At 42.5% G+C, this 17,734-nt stretch carries 14 protein-coding genes; all 14 read left to right on the forward strand.

The features are described from left to right. The 14 genes from JQN59_RS24065 to JQN59_RS24130 all read left to right on the forward strand — a co-directional run bounded on the left by JQN59_RS24065 (window position 1) and on the right by JQN59_RS24130 (window position 17,728). Window positions 1–876 carry a RepB family plasmid replication initiator protein gene (locus JQN59_RS24065; protein WP_000594611.1) on the forward strand — a complete coding sequence of 292 codons (876 nt, stop codon included), beginning with the start codon at window positions 1–3 and terminating at the stop codon, window positions 874–876. 1,148 nt (window positions 877–2,024) lie between these two features. After that, on the forward strand, window positions 2,025–2,378 hold the full coding sequence (locus JQN59_RS24070; protein WP_000423602.1) for a hypothetical protein: 354 nt from the start codon (window positions 2,025–2,027) through the stop codon (window positions 2,376–2,378). A 17-nt stretch (window positions 2,379–2,395) separates the two neighbouring features. Further along, window positions 2,396–2,746 (forward strand): type IV conjugative transfer system protein TraL, encoded by a 351-nt coding sequence (locus tag JQN59_RS24075; protein WP_001447770.1) that lies wholly within the window; start codon window positions 2,396–2,398, stop codon window positions 2,744–2,746. A gap of 11 nt (window positions 2,747–2,757) precedes the next feature. Further along, entirely contained in the window at window positions 2,758–3,546 is a 789-nt protein-coding gene (locus tag JQN59_RS24080) for a TraE/TraK family type IV conjugative transfer system protein (RefSeq protein ID WP_000783153.1), read from the forward strand. Further along, the gene (locus JQN59_RS24085) at window positions 3,546–4,817 is read left to right on the forward strand and encodes a TraK domain-containing protein (protein ID WP_000592092.1); all 1,272 of its coding nucleotides are present in this window, start codon (window positions 3,546–3,548) and stop codon (window positions 4,815–4,817) included. Before JQN59_RS24080 ends, JQN59_RS24085 begins: the two co-directional genes overlap by 1 nt. Before the next feature lies 1 nt (window position 4,818). Next, complete coding sequence (htdO, locus tag JQN59_RS24090) at window positions 4,819–5,280, forward strand: plasmid transfer protein HtdO (protein WP_000521242.1); 462 nt, start codon at window positions 4,819–4,821, stop codon at window positions 5,278–5,280. Further along, window positions 5,270–6,625 (forward strand): IncHI-type conjugal transfer protein TrhB, encoded by a 1,356-nt coding sequence (gene trhB, locus JQN59_RS24095; protein WP_000351841.1) that lies wholly within the window; start codon window positions 5,270–5,272, stop codon window positions 6,623–6,625. The genes htdO and trhB overlap by 11 nt, the downstream gene beginning before the upstream one ends. Before the next feature lie 7 nt (window positions 6,626–6,632). Then, on the forward strand, window positions 6,633–7,115 hold the full coding sequence (locus JQN59_RS24100; protein ID WP_000377632.1) for a hypothetical protein: 483 nt from the start codon (window positions 6,633–6,635) through the stop codon (window positions 7,113–7,115). Window positions 7,116–7,233: 118 nt separating this feature from the next. Then, complete coding sequence (gene htdT / locus JQN59_RS24105; protein ID WP_182911723.1) at window positions 7,234–7,986, forward strand: protein-disulfide isomerase HtdT; 753 nt, start codon at window positions 7,234–7,236, stop codon at window positions 7,984–7,986. A gap of 9 nt (window positions 7,987–7,995) precedes the next feature. Beyond that, window positions 7,996–8,946: an IncHI-type conjugal transfer lipoprotein TrhV gene (gene trhV / locus JQN59_RS24110; RefSeq protein ID WP_001022588.1), complete on the forward strand. Its 951-nt coding sequence runs from the start codon at window positions 7,996–7,998 to the stop codon at window positions 8,944–8,946. Window positions 8,947–8,954: 8 nt separating this feature from the next. Continuing rightward, window positions 8,955–11,636: a TraC family protein gene (locus JQN59_RS24115; protein ID WP_000387412.1), complete on the forward strand. Its 2,682-nt coding sequence runs from the start codon at window positions 8,955–8,957 to the stop codon at window positions 11,634–11,636. 2,547 nt (window positions 11,637–14,183) lie between these two features. Then, complete coding sequence (locus tag JQN59_RS24120; protein ID WP_001371949.1) at window positions 14,184–14,345, forward strand: hypothetical protein; 162 nt, start codon at window positions 14,184–14,186, stop codon at window positions 14,343–14,345. Window positions 14,346–15,473: 1,128 nt separating this feature from the next. After that, window positions 15,474–16,727 carry a ParA family protein gene (locus tag JQN59_RS24125; protein WP_001050364.1) on the forward strand — a complete coding sequence of 418 codons (1,254 nt, stop codon included), beginning with the start codon at window positions 15,474–15,476 and terminating at the stop codon, window positions 16,725–16,727. Further along, window positions 16,724–17,728, forward strand: coding sequence for a ParB family protein (locus JQN59_RS24130; RefSeq protein WP_001278838.1), 1,005 nt, complete (start codon window positions 16,724–16,726; stop codon window positions 17,726–17,728). The genes JQN59_RS24125 and JQN59_RS24130 overlap by 4 nt, the downstream gene beginning before the upstream one ends. Window positions 17,729–17,734 lie beyond the last annotated feature (6 nt).

Consider the following 17,734-nt stretch of genomic DNA (forward strand, 5'->3'; position numbering starts at 1 on the left):
ATGATTAAAAACAACGAGTTAATCCATCCTTTTGACGTAACCAGTAATGAATCAGGTAAGACTTATCAACTGACGCCTAACTCGTCCAAGTCGGTTCAGCCCGTGGCCCTGCTGAGATTGAGTGTATTTACCCCTGTCGGCACAAAAGAAAACCGCGACCGAAACTTTGAAGTTGATGCCTCTGATGAGCTTTCGTGTATGGAAATTGCAAGATCGGAGGGTTATGACGACATCAAGATAACTGGTGTCAAACTATCTATGTCTACCGACTTTAAGTGCTGGCTCGGGATCATCATGGCTTTCAGTAAATATGGTTTTACTTCCGAGAAGATTAGCCTGACTTTTAACGAGTTTGCGAAGATGTGTGGTATCAGTTCAACAAACATCAACAAACGAACTCGTGCGCGCTTTAAAGAGTCATTAATGAACCTTGCATCGGTAGTGCTTGCCTTCTCAGACTCTCGTAGTGGTCGGTTCACAGTAACGCATCTGGTGCAGAAGGCTATGATTGATCCAAAAAGCGATACTGTTGAGCTGGTTGGGGATCCTTCTATGTGGGAACTGTATCGTTACGACCATAAGACATTGTTAAGCCTTCAGGTTCTATACATTTTGGCTAAAAAAGAAGCTGCGCAATCTCTCTATATTTATTTTGAAGCAATGCCAGCTGGTACGTTGTTCGTTAATATGAAACGGTTGAGGGAAAGGTTGCTTCTTACAACCCCTATTCGTACGCAAAACCAGATAATTCGTAAAGCAATGCGGGAACTTGAATCTATCGGATATCTCGATTATCAAGAAGTTAAGAAAGGTCGCGACATACAATTTCAGATCTTCAAAAGAAGCCCTAAGCTGGCCCTTGCCAAACAAGGTTGAAAGCTATCTGGTATGCACTGGTTATAACCTGCTGAAAAATAAGTTATTTATCAGTGCTATGCTTAGTGCTTCTTTTACTACTGGTCTTACATCTCGGCTTAATGTGCAAAAAAGTAACTTTTCAAACGAACTCCTGACTATTCATCTGTATGCCTTTCTGACTCAAGCGTACATGCTAGCCCATTCATTAAATGCCGTTGAGCAAGATGGTTTCGTGCGCACTCTATTCACGTGAATGCCTTTTGTGGATTACGCCTCTTACATTCATACAAATGCTTTTGATGTCGGTATCCCAAAAATTCATTCATTGAAATGCTTTTGTTTGCCACTGTATCCCGAGCATAGCTATGCAGTGGTATAAAAAGGCATTTTGGTGAATGGCATTAGGTCGAATGACACACAGTTCAGCTTTGTTAAGAGCGAGAATGGTCCAAGACATCTATGACATTGGGCATCAGAAGGACTATGTGCTTGATATGAGATCAAAAAAATATCAGAAGCATCACAACTCCAATGGCATTCAAAGAAATGCCTTTGTTTTGTTAGTACACCAAACAACCCAAAATTCATGCAGTTATATCAAAGACTCATTCGCAAAAGGACTCAGCCAGAAAGCATTTGCTTAAATAGCATTGGCCAAAAGCATTCGAATGAATGATGTTCGTATGGACAAGACAAAGTCCCACTCACGCCCAGAGGTGTAAAAGGCATTTAGATGAATGACGCACCGGCCCGAGGATTGTATGTAGTTTCTCCAACTGATAGTTGCCGAACCAGGGAGCACAGTGATATGCGGCCTTCTCAGAATCAAGAGATAGATAATAAGGGAACAAAAAAGATTAGATATGAAGCTTAGTTACCTGCCCGATATCTAGTTAGAGCTTTTCAAACCATCAAAAGTGACTTTTATGCTTGAGGAGTCTCATCAGCTTCAGGATTGAGCTTAACGTAATCTTACCCCCTCCCCTCTTTCAAACTTTTACTAAGCGTTCACTGGTACCTTTCAAAGATTATGCTTTAGGCCCTTTGCTTAAAAATTCACCAATCGCTAAACGTTAAAAAAAGGGGGTTTATGCGAACGGAAGGATCGGAATAAAAAAGTATTATTCATTCGCGTTTACGTGAACTCAAATCTACACGGAGTAATTATGGAACTTTCTTTAAATATTGGCCTTAGTGAAAAGAAATCTAACACGGCTGCACTTTTTAAAACAAAAAGCGCAAAAGTGATTTTGTTTGTTCTGCTGACCGTGCTTTTTTGCGGTCTGGCATATGCGGGTTCAGATGATGGGGCACTGGGAGATATTTGGTCATACATGAGTGAAAGTATGACTGGAGCTCCGGGCAAAATTCTGGCAGCCGCGATGTTGATCTCAAGCGTATATTTCTCTGTCCTTAAGCCTAACCCGGGCCTGGCACTGGTTTCATTATTCATGATGCTGGTAATGGCCAACGGCGAGAAAATTATCAGCACCTTTATGGATGCTGGCGTACCGCTGTAATTTATTGTTAATCATGCATGAGGGGGTTCATCCCCCTCTCTGGATTTTTAATGAGTAAGCAGAACGACGTTCCTCAGCATACCTATAGATTCCCTTTCAGGATCAACATGCCTCTACTGATTTTGTTTTGGGATGCCAAAAAATTAGGGCTTGCATTCATTCTGGTTGCATTTGGGAATATCTTCGAATGCTTCGGGTTTTCTGTTGTAGCAGCGGTTGTGTATTGGATTGCGTATAACAAAGCAGCTGAGTCAGGAATAAGAGGATTGCTAAAACACAAACTCTGGTGGCTCGGTTTTTTGCCAGGTAAAGCAGTTTTTAGTAGCCGTTATTTCAACGATCCATTTATCAGAGATTTGTATTCTTGATGGAGCTATGAATGAAAATGCTAAGTGGCATTAACATCCCTTTTTTCAAAAAATCTAAAAAGGATGAAAACGGTGATCTTGAACAGTCATACGTAAAGAAAGATGAAAGTGCTAAGGGACGTTTTTTGGACATTAAAAAACGATTTAGCCCACAAGCTGAAGCGTCAGGTGCTGGAATTACATACAGCGCCCTGATTAATCGTGATACAAAACTTATCCGAATTAATACTGTTTCAATAGCCGTCATTGGGTTATTGGTTGCAAAGATTCTTTTTTTCACTGACCCAGTGACGATTGTTACCCCTCCAAACATGAATGAAGAGATCACGGTTGTTGGTAACAAAGCATCGGAATCTTATAAAACACAATGGGCTCTCTTTTTTAGTACCCTTTTAGGGAATATTAATCCAACTAATATTTCCTTTGTGACGGCCTATGTCCTCGATGCCCTTTCACCTGAACTACAGGCTAAAACGAGTGAGTCTTTACAGGAGCAGATAAATATCATGCAGGCTCGTGGTGTTGAGCAGACCTTTAAGCCTAATGATATTTACTTTGATCCAAAAAATGACATGGTCTATGTCTGGGGTACCAAAACGACTCGACTTGTAAATGTTCCGGACAAAACTGAATCATCGAAATGGACTTATGAATGGGTTCTCGGGATGAAAAATGGTCGCCCAAGAATTGCATATGTAAATCAATATTCCGGAACACCGAATATTAAAAAAATTACGATAAACGGCAAAGAGCAACTGGCAACGCTGGATAATCCGCCACCGTCTACAGGTAACAAGTGATGATTAAAAAAAAGGGCTTAGGCTTCAACGCAATTACAGCATTGATCATGCTCACGACTTCGAACTGCGTAATCGCTGAAGAATACCAATTGCCAGCAACAATTAATAACCCGGTTGTAATGCCAGTTGGTGCTGACGGATTTCAGAATGGAGCTGCAAAAGCCATTATTCCGGGTCAAGCTGGTTCTGAACAGTCAGGTGCACAAACAAACCTTAGTGAAGCCGGTAATGCGCAGGGACAAAAACCTACAACTGATCTCCCTACCGTGCAACTTTCCCCAGCCAGCAATGCTTCGCCTGCGGTAAGCGCTATTACTGGAGCATTATCAAATAATCCTAGTCTCCCCGGATTTGACGCACAGACCCGATCTGGTGCAATTGATAGCTATGGGAGACCAACAGGTACCTCTTCCCAGCAGAATGCAACCAATGCGACCGCCACGTCAAAAGCCGATGAACTTTATGTCGAAGCTCGTAACCGATATAAAGAAGTTCAGCGTGTAAATGTGCCGCCTGGTGGGAATGTGGTACTGCCAGTTTCACGAGGACTTCAAAACAGAATATCGACCAGCTTCAAGAATGCTTCTGTCAGTACTTCTACCCCTGCTGAAGAGGCAAGCATATTTGTTAATGGTGGCGATGTCTTTATTTCAACTAATACCGATAAACCAATCGGGATTATGTTGTCTGAAGATCAGGTACCTGAATCGACCTATAACCTGACCCTGGTACCGCTTGATGTTCCCGGTGCGATGATTTCAGTTACTACATCTTTAAGCCCATCTATGCAAGCCAAACGTGAAACCTCATTGGATAAGCAAAACTATGAGGAAATGTTGGCCCGCTCCCAGTCAGAAGAACTGGCTCCAACGGATCCAAAACAAGACGATCATAAACAAAGAATCATTGATTTATTGACTCCTGTGGCTCTTGGTGAGGTCCCTTCAGGATTCAGTTTACAACAGGACCGACTTTCTCGTATTCCTGCGCCAGAGCAGTCACCATGTAACTTTAATATGTATGCAAAGCTCGGTCAGAGACTGGTTGGCTCACGTGAACTTATTGATGTAATTCTTGTGAAAAACGATAAACCATACGGTCAAATCGTTGCTGATCAGCAGTGTATGGCAGAAGGCGTTATTGCAAGTGCTTTATTTGATAAAGCATACCTGCAACCGGGAGAAGAAACAGAGCTTTACATAGTCCGGGATAAATTGTTCAAGGAACGCGAGGCCCGGGTTACAACCAGACCAAGTCTAATCAGAAAATAATATGGGAAAAGTTACTTTGCCTGCTCTGCTTGGGGCCACCGTGATTGGTTTTGTCGTATTTGCTTTAACCAGCTTTTACTACAGGTCAGAATATATACCAAAAAGGAGTGTATTAATCGTTCCGGACGCACCCATTAGTATCGAAGATGGCAGTAACGCTTTTCCCGTTCAGACAGTAATAATGAACGATCCAACTCTTATTGATAAATTTGTAGGAGAGGGCAATATTAATGAGGAGAATGCTTTTGACTATCACAAAAGTAACGTTTTGGAACCTAATTACAAACATGAAATATCTAGAACGAGCCAGATAGATAAAGCTGAAATGAATCATCCATCTGTTCGTGAAAACTGGGCCAGAGCAGGTGAACCCTATATCGTTCCTCAGATGTCTGACAGCGAACGAAATCTAAAAATTAAACGATTCCAGAAACCTACAAGTGGAGCTAATCATGGACATTAAAAAGGCCTGGGAAAATAAGACCGTCAGACTTTCTGTTATTGGCGCTCTGCTGGTAGTGATTGTTTATATTATTAGCCAGTCTATTTTTTCCACACCAGTTAAGAAAGAAAAGAAAACACAGAAAAAAGACATGCAGACCAATTTGTTGTTAGATGATTCGCAAATGAACAAATTGAGTAATGAAGAAAGCCAGAAAGTATATAAAGAAATGGTTAAGCAAAACCGACTTGACCAAAATGCGGCGAAAGAGGACCGCGAAAAAGCAGAAAAAGCCCAACAGGAAACTAAAGCCCAAGTTGCAAGTTTAACTTCTCAACTTCAGCAGCTGTCTCAGCAAATTAATGATATGCAGACAAATCGAAACGGCAATCGTAACTTGGATGCTGGTAGTTCGCGTAAAACGATTAATGAGCAGGCACCGGCAGCTCCTTATCAGCTTAATGCTAATGCGCCGATTAATGGCGTAAACCCTAATTACGCTTCTATCACACCTACGCGTAATAGCCCAATGAGAACAATCACACAAAGTTCCATTAAGACTAATGGTACCGATGGTGTCATTCAGGTTATGCCCGTGTCTGAAAACAGAATCAAGGAAGGCAGAGAGGTCATTGCAGGAGATAAAGCGCCAACTCGGACTGTACGAGGTGATGGTACTGCGCCAGTTGATAGCAAAGCGCGGCATGCTGCCCGAAAAGATGAAATGTTTCTTCCGGCAACATCTATTATCACTGGTGTTCTGATTACCGGGCTTGAAGCGCCTACAAGCCTTTCTTCCAAATCAGAACCAATGCCAGTAACGATGCGTATTAAAAAAGATGTCATCATGCCCAATAATTTCACCATGGATTTGCGTGACTGTAACCTTCTGGGTTCAGCTGTTGGTGATCTGGCGTCACAGCGTGCTTACATACGTGCCACTTCTATCTCTTGTGTTAATTCAAAAGGGAAAGCTTTTGACGTAAAACTGGAAGCATATGCTGTAAGTGAAAATGACGGAAAAAATGGGATCCGAGGCACGCTTATCAGCCGAAATGGTAACGCAATTGCAGGAGCTGCATTTGCCGGTGGACTTTCTTCACTTGCCGGTAGCTTAAGTCCCAGTAAGGTATCTTCACTTAACATCGACCCTAATTCACAGGCTCAGTATCAGTCCCCTAATTTTGGTGCACTTGGGGCATTAGCCGGGGCTGGTGCAGCTCAAGGTGGTCTTAATCGACTCGTCGATTACTACACCGCAATTGCAGAACAACAGTGGCCAATCGTAGAAATTAGCCCTGGCCGAGCTATTACATTTGTCGTTCAGACCGGAACTACAATTCCAACGAATCTGACCAGTCGCTGAGGTTTAAATGGATAGTTTAGAAAAAAAAGAATCGCCTGAATCAGCTGGACCTGAAATCACTAAAAAAATGGTGCGAGAAAGGACAACAAAAAAAATTACCTTCGAAATTGATATTGAAAAAATATTGAAGTATTTATTTTTCTTCGCCTTTGCCGTATTGGTCATTATTTATGGTTATAAAGGCTTTATGAATGTTTACGATTACTTCAATAAACAATCCCAGCCTTCGTACAAGATTGCAGTGCTTGACATGCCTGAATTACGTAAGGAATTTTTCAAGCATCACGGAGGCCGTACTGCTGACAATGATAGATCTCAATTCGAAGAATATTTCAGAACATTAATGAAGATCTACCGTGACCGTGGCTATTTAATTATTGATGCAACGCTTGCCGTTACTGTACCGGATAGTGTTGAAATCGTCACTTATATGGAACTTGAAGATAGCTCTGAAGCGGTACAATCAAGTTCTTATAATGCAAAGAAGTAGAGGGCACCCAATAGTGAAAAAGTTACTTTTCCCTTTAATGGCGGCTTTCGCCATTATGGCGAATACGGTCACTTATGCTTCAGAGCAGGTCCTAACTAATAGTGATGCTGCTGCGTTAATGGCAAAGGCAAAGGAAGGTGGCGTTTCACCCAGTCAGATCTCGGGTGTGTTATCAAAAATGAAAGGATATAAACCTAAGGATGCCATATACATTCCTTCTGGTGGGCTATACCTCTTTCAGGACGAACGTTCGCAGCTAATGGCAGTAACGACCGATGGCCGATACTCCCTTACTGGGGGAAGCCTTGTTGATGTAATTAAACGTAAACCTGTTCTGACTGTAGAAGAAATCAGGAATTCCTATTTTATTAGTCTTGATGAGGCCCCCTTCCCTCTGGAAACTGTAGCGTCCATTCCTCTGGGAAATTCAAAGCTTAAAAGACAAGCAGCCATTTTCATAACACTTGATTGTGACGGTTGCATGGAACTTGTTAAGAAATTCTATGCAGATCGGGACAAGTATCGGATAGATATTGTTTTAGTTCCCTCACCCGGTGAGCCAAAAGAAGAGCTTAGAAGGCTCTGGTGTAGTAAAGAAAAAGGAAAAATAAACAACCTCGATATTCTTCGTTGGCTAATGGGAAGCAAATCCGACATTGAAAAAAGATTGCTCTCTCAAAAAGAAGCAGAAGAATGTCCGGCGGAACCTTTGGTAGCGTCATTGATGCTCGCAGGAATTTATAAATTGCAGGGTGTACCTTCAGTTGTCAGACAGGATGGTTTGGCTGGTAATGGCATTCCAAAAGATTTCGACTACTGGTTGAACCAAAGCGTTGAACCTCTCTTAAAAAATCCATTTGAGACAAATTAAGGCTAGTTTATGAACATCAAAAGATTGGTACTCAGTGCTCTGGTTGTAGGTACATCCTCATATCTTACGGGGTGCTCCATCGGTAGTTCCGAATCCGAATGTCCAGGCATTGAAAAGGGCGTTATCTGTAAAGGTCCTCGCGAAGTTATGGAGTTAACTAATAATCGAGATGATCTGTCTGCACTGGCGGGGGAAGAGTCGGAATCGGGAAAGGAGAAATCGGCTGTCAATGACAGCCGTTATCCAACTGAAATTAGCCCTCCAGGGGAAGTCAAATATCCACAGTCTACTACCCTTAAAAATCAGCCTGTGGCTTATTCAAAAACCGAAATTAAGCCAGTTGGTCAGTTACCTGTCATGTACGATAAAACTTTAAAAATGGGTGCCCCTACTTCATCCATTGGACCACGGCCTATTTCTGGTGTACCGGTTAATTCAAACGTAAGGATGACTAGCAGTTATAGCACTGCCTCTTCAACTGGTAACCCTTTCGTTCATCCGGCTGCGGAAGTCGTTAAACAAACAAGCTATCCGGTTTCTGCTGGAAATGCCCCACGCTACGTTGCACCTAATTCTGATATCAGCCCTGGTAAGGATATGTACTCTCTTTACAATGGCCAGCCCGTTAACCCGACTCTCAACCCTGGGCAGATCCAGCAATACCGTTCGCAAGGTTATAAACAAGCTGTAGTGGCTCCTGAACCACTTGCTGTTCTGCAACAGGGGAAAGTAATGAGAATTACTTTTGCACCTTATACCGATGATAACGATGCGCTTAATCTTCCCGGCTACGTTTATGTCAACGTAAAACCGCAAACATGGATTGCTGGCAAGAATTCGACCTCAAACCCAGCTCGCATAGTTCCTTTAGAAGTACAGGATGCGGCCCGGGAAAATATGCAGCAGCAACAAAAAGCAACTAAAGCTGTCTCTTCGAACGGCATTGTTAGACAACTGTAAGGTCAAATATGGAAGCTATCAATAATTACAATAGCGGTTTAAATCGCCATCAATTAGGTGGGTTTATCCCTGTTTACGATCAATTAGCAGGGACTCACTATTTTTTGATTGATGGCAACAGATTAGGGTTTATGTTTATCTGTAATCCATCCCCTGGAGTTTTTGATAATCAGCAAGATGTTCTTGCTGAAATGTTCAAAATGGATTTCCCTACAGATACTGTCTGTCAAATATCTCTGACTGCATTGCCAGACCTGACTTTACAGCTTAGTGCTTGGTCAGCTGTGCGAGGTGGGCGTATGACTGGGAACGATAAGCTTAAAGCAGATCTGCTTAATGGTTATCAGTTGGACTACTACGACAGAAGTATGCATAAGCCTTTAAAACCTGATCATGATAACCTTATGTTGAGGGATTTTCAGGTATGGATCTCGCTATCGATTCCTTTACAGTCTGCCCTTCCTACCGAGCTGGAACATTCGCGTATCGATTCACTTTACTCTGAACTTGTAAGTAAGTTAATTACGATTGGATTGCATCCGTTTAAGGTCGATGCAGAAAACTGGCTCTATTGTATAGATAAGGTCGTAAACCCCGGAAAGAACTCCCGGTGGGCTGAAGGTTTCATAGACGTTAACACTATGAAAAGGCTTAATGAACAAGTTAACGTTCCCGGCCGTAAGTATACAGTCACAGAAAATCATTTCTCATCAGTCACACAAAGTGACGACGAATCTGAGCATCGTTACTTCAAACAACTTTCCGTTGTAAAGTTTCCTGAATACGTCAATTTCGGTTGTATGTATGAGTTAGTAGTTAACTGGATGCATGGACGTAAGACAATTTTCAGCCCATTTATGATCACTCAGACTGTTCAGTTTGCCGATCCGCTCAAGTTGTCAAAAGAAAACGTCCGCTACAAAGCAATCACTAATAAACAGGCAAGTATACCTTCAGTTGTCACATTCTGCCCTCGCCTGCGGGATATGGATAATGACTACATGGCCGTAACTCGCGAGCTTGAGGATGGCGCAAAGCTTTTAAGAGGGTATCTTACTTTCACTGTTATGGGTAGTAATGCCAATTCTGTGCAGACAGCAGCTAACGATCTCAAATCCTTTTACCTCGAAAGCCGGGTCAAAGTAGCAGATGATTCCTTTATCGTTTTCCCGTCATTTATGTCATGTCTGCCAATGTGCAATGACCCAAAGACAATTTTCGACCTTGACCGTTCCGAAGTAGTGAGCAACACCGGAGCGGCTCATATGACACCGATCTTTGGGCCCTGGAAAGGTAATACAGATAGACCAGTACTGAGTTTAGTTTCTCGTGAAGGTCAACTCATGGGACTTGATATTTTCAAGACTTCTGCAAGCTATAACATGGTTATTGGTGCAACGTCAGGTGCAGGGAAGTCATTCTGGACAGCATATCTAATCAATAACTATCTTGGAGCTGGACCGCGATCTAATAACCTCGTTCATTATCGCTCAACATTTAAGCATTTTTTAGAAAACGAATACCCAGATGATGATCCTGACGGTGCTCAAGTATTTGTTGTGGACGTGGGCCGTTCTTACCAGGGGATTGCGGAACAATATACAAACAGTCAATTTATTGATTTCGGTAAAACCCCTGACTTCACCCTAAATCCCTTTGCCTTCCTAACTGACATCACTGTTAACGACGATGTATTTAACGAAGCACCTGAATTTACCGGTGAATCAACTTCAAACGATGCAGAAAAAGACAAAGTTGCTCAGACCATAATGGTTTTGAATCAGCTAAAAATTATGGCTTCAGAGAAAGGCCTTATCGATGATTATCAACAATCAGTGATGCTTCAGCTTATTGCAGAAGAGTACCAAGAATCCAGAAAATCAGGTCGGACCGGTTCAATAACCGGCTTTGCTCTGCGTTGCAAGAAGCATGAAGACAAACGTATAAAGGATATTGGGGAGCAACTCGGAGCATGGTGCGAAGGTGGAATTTATGGGCACCGGTTTACCGATACGTTGCCTCCAATCAACTTCGACAGCAGATTTATTGTTTTGGAACTGGAGGAGCTAAAAGGCACCCCCCACCTTCAGACAGTTGTATTAATGTCTATCATTCAGGCTGCTCAGCATGCAATGTTCATCAAAAAAGATGGGCGTCGTCGCTTGTTCATCCTTGATGAAGCATGGGAGTACATTCGTCCTGATAATTCATCAGGTGCCGGAAATCAATCAAACCAATTCTTCTCTTCCTTCCTCGAAGCGGCATGGCGTAGGTTCAGGAAAACAAACTGCGCTGGCATCTGTATCACACAGTCGTTTGAAGATTATTTTACTTCTTCTGTTGGCCGGGCCCTGACTGCTAACTCGCCTTGGAAGATAATCATGAAACAAGAAAAAGAAAGCATTGAAGCAATGAAGGCTAATAAATATTTTTCTACTTCAGATGCAGAATATGAACGTATGAAAAATATTCGTACAGTCAAAAAGGTGTTTTCAGAGATGTTAGTCAGGTTCGAAAACTTCCAAGAGATCTGTCGGTTATACGTAGACCGGAAAATGGAGCTTTGTTTTACTACGGATAGTGCTGACAGGAGTAAATTATGGGAAATTCAAAGCCGCGAGAATTGTAGCTATGGCGAGGCAATAGAAATTCTCTATGCTCAAGAAGTAGCAGCGGGTTTGGCCGCGTAGAGTAAATATCTTCAAGCAAAAATAATTAAACCAGATGTCTCATAAGAATCTGGTTTTTTATTGTATGCCTTAAGTAAACAAATGAGGTTGTGACTTAATGAGTTCATCACTGTGCTGCAAATTTTGGTTTTATAATTAATGTGGTGTAAAAACAGTGACATAAATACAAATCGCAGTTAGGTTGTGTACGCATTAAGTAAACAAAATTTATAACTTCAATACTGACATTATAAGATGAAAATCACGTAAATTACATTTTTGTTTACCAAAGGTAATCAAAGTAGCGCGGCATTATTAGTGAAAACAGATCACTGGTGTCATTTTGCATACAAAACTTAATATCCTTTAATCATTCTTCTAAAAGTTTATTATTAACGGTTTGGTTTCTGAAAATTTATCCAATTTGCTCACCGAAGACTTTTAACTTATTTAACCCCCTTTATCGCCAAACTGTGATTTTCTAATGTTAGTCTACAGTTCTAGGGCCCTTGCTCCCATGATGCGAATCCTGCCACCTAATAAAGATTAACGCCTCATTCCTGTATGCCGGTCTTACGACGCCAGTGCACGGACTATTTTTGGTCATCACAAGGACAGGCGGGAGATTTAATCAGGGCGTGGTGTTGCTGAGCAACAGCTGCGGCACTGTAAGCCGAAGGCGGAATTAACTCCTTTATCACCATCTGGGGACGTCATTATGGGTAGCCCTTTTAACTTGCTCAGGACCATTAAGCTAAAATTCCGGATAGCGATTGACGTAAGATTTAGGCTAAGCAGGTAAAGTGATCCCCGCTCCCGGGGTGACAACTTTATACAAAAGGCCGAGCGGAAGATTGTCCTTAGGGAATATTTCTTTAACACAGCACGGGCACTTACTCACGCTGCCGGATTTAACCCCCTTAATCGCCAAACTGGGGTTCTGTCCTCATGCTGGCCTTCAGTTCTGGGCGGGGTTGCTATCACTTGCTCCCTAATGCGAGATGTACCTGCTGATACAGATTAACGTCATATTCCTGCGTGCCGGTCTGCCGACACCAGTGCACGGGCTTTTTTCGGTCATCACATTACCGGGCAGGAGATTTTATCAGGACGTGGTGTGACTGAGCAGCAGCTGGGGCACTGTCATCCGCTTGCAGATTTAACCCCCTTAATCGCCAAACTGGCGTTCAGTCCTGATAGTGTCCTTCCGTCCTGGGCAGGGTTGCTAACACTGGCTCCCTTAATACGAAATGCGCCTGCTGATAAAGATTAAAGTCACATCACTGCATACCGGTTTGCCGACTCCGGTGCATGGCCTTTTCCGATAATCACAAGGACGGACGGGTGATTATATCTGTGCATAGTATGTCTGAGCAGCATCAGAAGGCACTGTCAGCCACTGGCAGATTTAACCCCCTTAATCGCCAAACTGGCGTTCAGTCCTGATAGTGTCCTTCCGTCCTGGGCAGGGTTGCTAACACTTGCTCCCTTAATACGAAATGCGCCTGCTGATAAAGATTAAAGTCACATCACTGCATACCGGTCTGCCGACTCCGGTGCATGGCCTTTTCCGATAATCACAAGGACGGACGGGTGATTATATCTGTGCATAGTATGTCTGAGCAGCATCAGAAGGCACTGTCAGCCGCTGGCAGATTTAACCCCCTTAATCGCCAAACTGGGATCAGTCCTGATAGTGTCCTTCCGTCCTGGAGAGGGTTGCTAACACTTGTTCCCATGATACGAAATGCGCCAGCTGATACAGATTAACGTCTCATTGCCCATGCCGGTCTGCCGACACCGGTGCATGGCCTTTTCCGATATTCGCAAGCACAGATGCTTGATTTTTTCAGGGTGTAATATACCTGAGCAGCATCTGAAGGCACTTTCAGTCGCTGTCAGATTTAACACCCTTAATCGCCAATCTGGGATTTTATGATGTTAACCTCCAGTTCAAGACCCTTGCTCCCATGATGCGAACCTTGCCACCTGATAAAGATTTACGCCTCATTCCTGTATGCAGGTCTTACGACTCTAGTGCACGGACAATTTTCGGTCATAACAAGACCTGGCGGAAGATTTAATCAGGCGTGGTGTGACTGAGCAGAAGCTGGGGCAATGTCAGCCGCTGGCAGAAAAACCCTTATTCGCCATCTCAAACCGTCATTATGGGTAGTCCTTTTAACTTTCTCAGGACCATTAAGCTTAAACTCCGTTTAGAGAATGACGTAAGATTTAGGCTAAGCAGGTTAAGTGATCCCTCTCCCGGGTTGAACACTATATTCATCGTACGAGCGGAAGATTGTCCTTCGGGAAATATTTCTTAAACACCGCTCGGGATCTTATTGCCACTGGCGGATTTAACCCCCTTAATCGCCATACTGGGGTTCTGTCCTGATGCTGGCCTTCAGTTCTGGGCTTGGGTTGCTATCGCTTGCTCCCATAATGCGAAATGTGCCTCCTGATACAGATTAACGTCATATTCCTGCGTGCCGGTCTGCCGACACCAGTGCACGGGCTTTTTTCGGTCATCACATTTCCGGGCAGGAGATTCTATCAGGGCGTGGTGTGACTGAGCAGCAACTGGGGCACTGTCAGCAGCTTGCAGATTTAACACCCTTAATCGCCAAACTGGGATTCTGTTCTGATGTTGACCTTCCGTTCTGGGCGGGCTTTGGTTTACTAACACTTACTTCCATAATACGAAATGTGCTTGATGATGCAGATTAAATTCACATTACTGCATACCGGTCTGCCGACACCGGTGCATGGGCGATTTCCGACGATCTCAAGAACATATGGGAGATTATATCAGGGAGAGTAGTATGCCTGAGCAGCATCTGAAGGCACTGTCAGCCGCTGTGAGATTTAACCCCCTTAATCGCCAAACTGGGGTTCTGTCCTCATGCTGGCCTTCAGTTCCGGGCTGGGTTGCTATCACTTGCTCACATAATGCGAAATGTACCTGCTGATACAGATTAACGTCATATTCCTATATGCCGGTCTGCCGACATCAGTGCTTGGGCTATTTTCGGTCAAAACAAGACCTGGCGAGAGATTTAATCAAGCGTGGTGTGACTGAGCAGCAGCTGGGGGCACTGTCATCCGCTTGCAAATTTAACCCCCTTAATCGCCAAACTTGGGTTCAGTCCTGATGTTGGCATTCCGTTCTGGGCGGCGTTGCTATCACTTGCTCCCATTATGCGAAAAGTGCCTGCTGATACAGATTAACGTCATATTCATGCATGCCGGTCTGCCGACACCAGTGCACGGGTTTTTTTCGGTCATTACAATACCGGGCAGGGGATTAAATCAGGGCGTGGTGTGACTGAGCAGCAGCTGGGACACTGTCAGCCGCTGGCAGATTTAACCCCCTTAATCTCCACACTGGGGTTGCCTCCTTAAGTTGGGTTTCATTTCGGGGTGAGGTTGCTAACTCTGCTCCCATAATTCGTAGTGTGCCTCCTCAAGAGATTAACACCTCATATCTTTAGACTGGACTGACGACAACGGTTCACAGTTAGGAAACGTATATCAGCACACCGGTGAGATAGATTTTAGGGTCTAAGCAAGAAATAGGGTAGGCGTGAAGATTCATTAATGGAGCTCTTAACTTCAAAGCGTAGAGAAGGAGACAAGAATCGTGGTTTAAACAGGTTGTGCATTAGGTATGGACTAGAGAGTCTGAGCTCACATCTGCAAGTTAAGCTCACAAAAAATCATAAAAAAGTAAACAAACATTAGCTTAAGATTGAAACTAAGGATAGAATTGTACGCATAACAAGGAAATGGACGCATTATACGTAAAGTTTACATATATGCGTAAAAGTCGGTTTTCAGTGCAAAAAGGTCATAACCATGAATTTACTTGAAAAGATCGCCCTCGTTGGTCAGCGCATGAAAAGCGAGCAGATTTCTCTAAAGGAATCTCTGATGGCTTCATCAAGAGTATCTGTTTCTGATGATAGTGTTGATGGTGTTGATAGACTGATCTATAACCACTGTTTGAATAAAAAAAATCTCTCTGATTTTTTTGGGAAGTCACGAGTAACGTTCAATAAAATACTTTCGGACTTAGAAGAAAAAGAACTTGTTGGTGCACCTATTTATCAAAACAAAAATCATCTTTACACCCGCTGGGATGTTCAAAAAATAATGGATGCCCTGGGTTATCCCAAGTACCGCGATCATTACTTTAGCAGAGCTATTGTTACTCAGAATCATAAAGGCGGTACAGGGAAAAGCACTACATCTGTAGCTTTAGCAGTAGCAGCTGCTTTAGATCTACAACTCAATGCACGTGTATTAATGATCGAATGGGACCCACAAGGTTCGATTGGAAGCAGCATGATTCAAAGTGTCTCAGAAGATGATGTCTTCCTTACAGCAATTGATGCAATCCTTGGAATTTATGAAGAAAATTCTGAGTATAAAAAATATTTAGATTCAGGATTCTCTGAAGAAGAAATCATCACTAATATGCCTTTTTCAACGCATCTGCCAAACTTGGACGTAATAACGGCTTTTCCGACAGATGCTCGTTTTAAAGATAAATACTGGCAATGTTCTAGAGAAGAACGTACGTCTTTGTTACTACGTTTCAAGGAAGTTATCTTACCGGTACTGAAGCAGAACTATGATTTGATTATTATAGACACTCCACCTGAAGATTCACCTTTGATCTGGGCTGCTGACGAAGCGGCCGATGGGATTCTTGTCGCAGTGTCACCACGTGAATATGATTACGCCTCTACTACAGACTTCATGCTTACAATAAGTGAAAGGTTTAAACAATCACCAAGTAAGGGCGACAATTTAAAATGGTTCAAAGTTCTTGCTGTCAATGTAGATGACAAAAGTCCATATGAAAGAATAGTTTTGGATAAATTAATCAGAACTGTTCAGGACCTTTTGATGTCCGCTAACATAAAAAATTCTGAAGCATTTAAGGCAGCTGCTTCCAAAGGGCGTACAGTGCTTGATATCAAAAAATCAGAGGAACTTTGTTCCGCAAAGCAGCTTGATGTCGCAGAAGAATCTGTATTACAGGTATATCAGCAATTTATAAATGAAATAAAAAGTTTTTCAGCTAAGCAAGGAGTTAACGCATGAGCGATGAGCAACATATCGGGAATGATAAATCTCGATATTTAAACGCACCAAAGCGGACAGAAGTCGGTCACCGTTCAGGTCTTGCGGGTTTGAAAACAGCACCTCGCATAAAAAAGTTATTCACTCTTCATAAGGGCCGGAGACTTGAAGCGGAACATGTGATTGTTCCAGCCCAGAGAGTGGAGAAGGAGACCTTAGTCCATCCAGCGAACCCACGAAATCAAGAAGCCCTTACAGATTATTCTGTTAGAGATATTCTTAAGCAGATTGAAGAAAGAGGGGTCGATACCGAAGGGATCGCTGTAAAAAGAGATGGGGTTTATTTATTAATAGAAGGAAGTCGCAGACGTTTCTGCTGTATAAAGGCAGAAAAGGATCTCCCCCTGTGGGTTCTTCCGGATGAACTAACCGAAGATGATATAAATTCAATTATATCCGCAGCACAAACATCTCGAAAATTTTCATATAGAGAAGTTGGGTTTCAATTTATCAAAAAAATGGAAGAAAAAGGATTTTCTACTAATGAAGAACTCGCAGCATATCTTGGGATTAGTCATGTATCGGTAGCCAAAAGAATCCAGGCGGCCCGTATTGACGAAACATTGATCTCTTTATTCCCGGATTATGAAGGAATCCCGAACTCCTATTATAGTCGCTTGTCTCGTTTACAGAAATATGTGCAAAAAAATCTATTTCCTTTAGATGAAGTAATAGATAATGTTAAAGAGGAAACAAAAGATTTAGACATTGGAGATCTCCAGGTTGCTCAAAAAGTTGTAATGGAAAAAATCACACAATCTGTGGAAAGTGTTTGTGAAAAAACTTATTCCACAAAATGGGAAACAAGTGATCTTATTACTTTTGATAACAAAGATAAGTATGCAAGAATCAGTAAAAACAATACTGGTAGAAAAATTCGCTTTGAATTCAATAGGATAAATGCGGGTTTTATTAAGGAACTAGAGGAGTTCATAAAAGAAAAATTAAAAGTATCAGAATAAATATTG

This window comes from Citrobacter sp. B72 (genome assembly GCF_016894305.1).
GTDB classification, from domain to species: domain Bacteria; phylum Pseudomonadota; class Gammaproteobacteria; order Enterobacterales; family Enterobacteriaceae; genus Citrobacter; species Citrobacter portucalensis.